5 protein-coding genes are annotated in these 5,436 nt (G+C 58.5%); 3 read left to right on the top strand and 2 right to left on the bottom strand.

Going from position 1 to position 5,436, the window contains the following annotated elements:
* Both H5U08_RS09270 and H5U08_RS09265 read left to right on the top strand, forming a co-directional pair.
* Positions 1-186 (top strand): hypothetical protein (locus H5U08_RS09270; protein WP_297032382.1); only part of this gene is annotated, 186 nt, incomplete at its 5' end.
* Positions 187-435: 249 nt separating this feature from the next.
* Entirely contained in the window at positions 436-1,593 is a 1,158-nt protein-coding gene (locus tag H5U08_RS09265; RefSeq protein WP_297032381.1) for a glycosyltransferase, read from the top strand.
* Between the two features lie 530 nt (positions 1,594-2,123).
* Here the strand turns inward: H5U08_RS09265 and H5U08_RS09260 are convergent.
* Together H5U08_RS09260 and H5U08_RS09255 are read right to left on the bottom strand one after the other, a co-directional pair.
* Positions 2,124-4,130 (bottom strand): DEAD/DEAH box helicase, encoded by a 2,007-nt coding sequence (locus H5U08_RS09260; RefSeq protein WP_297032380.1) that lies wholly within the window; start codon positions 4,128-4,130, stop codon positions 2,124-2,126.
* Positions 4,131-4,136: 6 nt separating this feature from the next.
* Positions 4,137-4,763, bottom strand: a complete 627-nt coding sequence (locus H5U08_RS09255) for a hypothetical protein (protein WP_297032379.1) — start codon at positions 4,761-4,763, stop codon at positions 4,137-4,139.
* A gap of 289 nt (positions 4,764-5,052) precedes the next feature.
* Here H5U08_RS09255 and H5U08_RS09250 point away from each other — a divergent pair.
* On the top strand, positions 5,053-5,436 hold a 384-nt coding region (locus H5U08_RS09250; RefSeq protein WP_297032378.1), incomplete at its 3' end, for a hypothetical protein.

The raw sequence follows: 5,436 nt of genomic DNA, 5'->3' as shown, positions 1-5,436 counted from the left end.
ACAAACGACTTGAGACTCAGTCTCAGTTTCATGTGGTATTTTAGTACCTTGATACGACAATCGTCAAGCATGACTTTTTTGCTGGACTTTTACGCGGGAATGCCCGATGATTGCAGGCCACGTGCCATGCTCGCAACTTTCCCGGGCGACAAGGGGTGCCTCGCAGGAGTGACGAAGTATTGGTGACTTAAAGCGAGGGCTTTTGGTCTTGAAGACGATGGGCCGGGCTCGCTTTTTCGCCCAAAACGTGTCGCGCGGCGCGACAGTCGTGTCGGCCTGCGCAGCGCGGACGCCGGCCCAAACCGAAATTGCCTGTTCTACCGGGTCGGCTCATAATGGCGTCTCAGGGACATTAGCCACTGCCGGCCCGAAAGGCCCGAAAACGTTGTTGGCGCCAGTTACATTGAATGCCTCGAGAGTGTGGAACGGAATCCCATGAACAAACCCGAACTGGCCGTGGTCGTCACGACGTTCGAGCGGCCGCGGCACCTTCGCCGCGTGCTTTTGTCGCTGGCGGCTCAAAGGGAGCCGCCCCCGTTCGAAATCGTGGTGGCGGACGATGGTTCCCAGGATGAAACACCTCAGGTCGTCGAGCGATTCCGACAGGAGACGGGGCTAGCTGTCAAATTTGTCACTCATCCGCACGAGGGATTCTGTCCGGCCAGGGCCAGAAATGAAGGTTTTGCTGCAACGGCAGCGCCGTACGTGTTGTTTCTGGATGGCGATTGTGTCGTTCCACCGGATCATCTGGCGGTCCACATGCGAGCGCGTCACCCCGGCCGGGCAATGACCACGGACTGCCTCCGCCTCGATCAGCAGATGACGCAGGCGTTTACAGAAGAGGCCGTCCAATCCGGGGTTTTTACCCGGTGGGTGCCACGGCGGGAAATCTCGCGGCTGCGGCGGGCACATCTGAAGGCGGTTTTCTATCATTTTCTCCGCCACCCGACCAAGCCCCGGGTGCTCAGCGGAAACCTTGCTTTATGGCGAGAGGACTTCGAGCGGATTAATGGATTTGACGAGAATCACCGTGGCTGGGGTTGCGAAGACGACGATTTGGGCCTCCGACTCCACAGAGCAGGGGTCCGGGTTGTGTCCTTAAGAAATCGCACCTGGACGTTCCATCTCTGGCATCCCCGGGTGGCGACTGCGCCCGACAAAATCCGGCACGGGGTGAATATCGAGTATTTTCATCGGGCCGGGCGACTGACGCGGTGCCGCAATGGACTGGTGAAACGGGATGTTCTCGACCTGGATGTTGTCGTCACCGGGCAACCCGGTGAGTGCGAGCGACTTCCAGGGGCGTTAAAAGACGTGTTGCTGAGACTCATCGGACGGGCACAGGTATGCTCGGACAAGCGACCCGAGGTTGAAATCCTGGTGTACGGATCGCACAAGAAATTTCACACGACGGCGGAATGTCGGGTGCTCATCGTGCCTCCGGCAGCCAATCCGCCGGCAAGTCTTGTTCAAAGGGCCGACGTCATCTGTCTGACGGACCACCTGCCCGCGCCAGCAATGCCGTCACTTAAACGGGGGGCGCGGATCGTTAATCCGCAGGATGCGGCCACTTTATGGCAAATCATCGGCTGAGGCAGACGTGCAACACCCCTGGGATCCATCGTTCGTGCCGTTTTCGGGGCGATCGCCGCTCCACTCCACGAGCCGTCGCTCACTTGGATTGGATTTCGGTAAGACCAATTCACCAATTGCTCCTGTGTGGTGTGACTGACCCGAAAAATGGGCGCTTTTTCCTGTCTCCTGCACCGCCGTCTTTGTAGGAGGAGGAGAGGAACTTCGGAAACAAGAAAAGAAAGAGTGGGCGAACCGATAGGAAGAGACGCCTCGCCCACTCTTTCCAAACGGGAAGCGGGGGTTGTGCGCGGTCCAGGTATTCGGTTTAAGCAAACTGCTCGGGGGACGGCCATCGCCCGTTCGATTCGCCTCCCCCAGACCGGTCAAATCGACGTACCATTTTGCGTGGCCGTCGCCCCACAGCAGTTTTCGCTCTCCCTTAAATCGAATAGCCAAATCGGCCCGCTGCGCACGCAAGAGCAAGCAAATTTTGTCCGCGGCTGGAAAACTGCCCCGCGATGGTGGAAAAACATGGCCGAGAAGGGTGGTCAGGCCGCCTTGGCCGTTTGCGGGGCCTGTAAATTAAAGAGCGAAAAAATTTCTTCCTGGGTGAGTGCCAGCCTTTTGGGGGCGGTGGCGGAAAAGATAGTCTCGAACAGCGCCCGTTTTTGCTCGAGGATGGTATTAATCCGCTGCTCGATGGTGTCCACAGCCAGGAATCGGGTGACGATGACCGGCCCTGCGGCCCCAATACGGTGTGCGCGATTGATTGCCTGATCCTCCACTGCGGGGTTCCACCATCGATCGAAGAGAAACACGTAGTTGACGAATTGCAAATTGAGTCCCACGCTCCCGGCTCCGTAACTCATCAACAGGATCCGGTGCTGGGGATCCTCGCGAAAACGGCGAATCACCTCCTCCCGATGTTGCGGGGGAATGCGACCGTGGAAGTACAGGGGGCGATACTGCGGCAGCCGCCGGCCGATTTCTTCCAGCGTTGCCACCCACTGGCTGAAGATGATGGCTTTCCGGCCGCTGTCGGCAAGTTCTTCCAGATCGGCTTCCAGCCGCTCCATCTTCGCGCTGGCCCCGGTCACGGGGTCGAAATTGCAGATTTGCTTGAGTCGGATGACAAGCTCGAAGACGTGCTGAATCGTGATTTCCGCGCCCAGTTCGGATAGCCGCAGGACGCCCTCTTTTTCCGCCATCTCGTAGGTTTTCCACTGTTCGGGAGTCAGTTCGATTTCGGCATCGCGGAACAGTTTGGGCGGCAGGTCGGTCAGCACCTGGTCCTTCGTTCGCCGCAGCACGAAATCGGCGATGGTTGTGCCCAATCGATGAGGTTTCATATCAGGCGTGAGGAATCCAGGAGAAAGAAACTCGAAAATCCCCACCAGATCATCGGTGCTGTTTTCGACCGGCGTGCCTGTGAGGGCCCAGCTTCGTTTGCGGGAAATCGCTCGGACCGCCTGGCTGGTGGCGCCGCTGCGATTTTTGATCCGCTGGGACTCGTCAAGGACGACAAGGTCAAAACTCACCTTCGGCTCGCCGCTTTCGTCTTTTGCGGTGAAAAATTCTTGGTCCCGAGGTAACAGTTCGTAATTGGCGATTTTGACGGGGACGGTGGTCAACTCCCACTGCCAGCGGCGGCGCTGTGGCTCGCCCTCAATCACCATGACCGGTATTTCGGGAGCCCAAAGCTCGAATTCCCGTCGCCAGTTGCTGACCAGAGGTTTAGGGCACACCAGCAGGACCCGGCGAACTTCCCCGCACCGAAGCAGCAGTCGAATGGCGGTGATGGCCTGCATCGTTTTACCCAGCCCCATTTCGTCGGCGAGAATCGCCGCATGTCGAGGAAACAAAAAGGCGACCCCTTCCAACTGATAGGGAAATGGTGTGTGGGGAAATTCAAGCTGGCGTTGCGCAAGAATGAACTCCAAAGGGGGCTGGAGCAAATAGTGGAGTCTGTCTTCCAGCTTGATGACATCTTCAGGCGGGTGGATGCGGTGACCGGCACCCGCCGCCAATCGCTCGAGGAGGACCGCCGCATCGCATCTGACGCCGTGTCCCGCCCCTGGGCGATTTATCGTCGCGCAGTGCCTCGCGGAGCCCGGGGCATTGGCCGGACCTGCTGTGCCACTTTCGATTGCCGGGCCGGATGCCGCGTTATCGTTGGCCGGCGCACCCTCCGAGCTTGGGGCATCGTCACCGGAAAAGAAGAAAAAACTCTTGACTTCGATTTTGCTGGCCCCCGGATTGAGGGCAAGAACGCGGAAGGCGGGGCCGGCCAGTTCCCACTTTTGCGTTTCCACGGGCAGCCCGCGTTCCAGTCCGCGATTCCAGCCCGTCACATAAGAGTCAATCCGGAAACTGAGCGTGAACGGTTCGTAGGTGTCCAGGGGTGCGGATTGACCAGCCGGCGCTGTCAGCGTCCGTGGGGTGGGAAGTTCACATTCCGCCATCGTTTTGGGAGAGTTCTCCTCGTTGGTTGCCTCAAAGGGTGGGTGTTCGGCGTGGGAGTTGCTTCGGCGTCGCCACAGAATACGGAAGAGCATGGGAAATCACCCCCGTCGAAGGGCTTCCTCGAGGGCCGCGCGAATCCTTCCGAACGGTTCCAGGAGATCGAACGCTTCAGCCCATGGGGAAAGATATTCCTGCACGCGAGTTACTCGCTCGACCGGCCACTCGGGCACAAGGAGGGTGTTCCGCCCCATCTGCAGGGTGCGACAGGCGGGAAGGGCCCCGCATTCAAGAAGCGCTGCGCCTGCGGATCTGGGCCCATTGACCGAGTGAGTCCAGGTTGCCGAAGCGGCGCTCTGTGCCGAACCAGGCTCGACCGCTGCGCTCGTTTCGGGTGAAAGGACGAGTGCCACTGGCTGTTCCACCACCTGGCAGAGAGTCAGGGCTTCCCACTCGGTGACCAAAATAATTTCGGCGGGCGATTTGGCTTTGGCGATCAGGGCCGGCGCCATCTGTTCCCCAAGAAGGTACGGCTTGAGGGTCGGACCATAAAGGATTTCCTGGGCTCGGGTGGGTCGAACAGGTGTGGTGCAGTGGAATTCAATAGGGCGCCCTACCCCATTGAGGATCAGGTATCCCCCCACATAGCCGCCGTCCGCCAGGGGAATGGCGGTGAAAAAGCCTAACCGCAGGGACAACCTGGTCCCCACATTGTCTTGCTGTTTCATAAGCCCTCGCTGCTGCCAACTCGGGGTTTGCCAACTCTTTTGCTGAGCCAGTTCAAACGGGAGAACCGGCAAATCTCCCGTGTGCTTCGTGGTCATCGGATATGGCTGGCGCGGAACTTTACGCTTCCATCGAATGTTCTTGCGGCAGAGAGTTTGCGGGTTTTACGGGCGCGGAAATCTTTTTTCAAGGGGACGAGAAAAACTTTTTCTCAAGTCTCGCGCCCGACACTCGACTTTTTCGGTCGGTTCTGGTTATACTGATCTGTTAAATGAAGGAGGTATAGCGACCATGAGCGAGAACCGACCCATGCGGCCGCCACTTTTTACCCAGATCGACGTATCCCAAGCTGCTCCTCCGCCATCACCTCCTCCTGCGGGGAGCCTCGCCGAAGTAGCCATGCTCCTGCGTCAGTTGCTGGCGATCGAGCAGCGGCAAACCAAATTGCTCGAAGACCTCGTCAATCACGTGCAGAATACCCAGCGACAGCGGGCGATTGAACTTGGGCAGTGGCGACAGGCCAATCCGCACCTTGCCCGAAAATGCCGCGAAGCCGCTGAAGCCCTCGCCCGTGTGCAGACGGAATTTCTTCATCAGCTTACCGAAGAAGTCAACGAGAATTTTGATGCCCTTCTTGACGGCGAATTCATGTTTACCGAATTTGTCGATCGGTTC

Origin of the sequence: Thermogutta sp. (assembly GCF_014359955.1) — a bacterium.
Classification (GTDB): Bacteria; Planctomycetota; Planctomycetia; order Pirellulales; family Thermoguttaceae; genus Thermogutta.
Note: the sequence above shows the minus strand (reverse complement) of the source record. Positions and strands in the feature narration are given on the sequence as shown.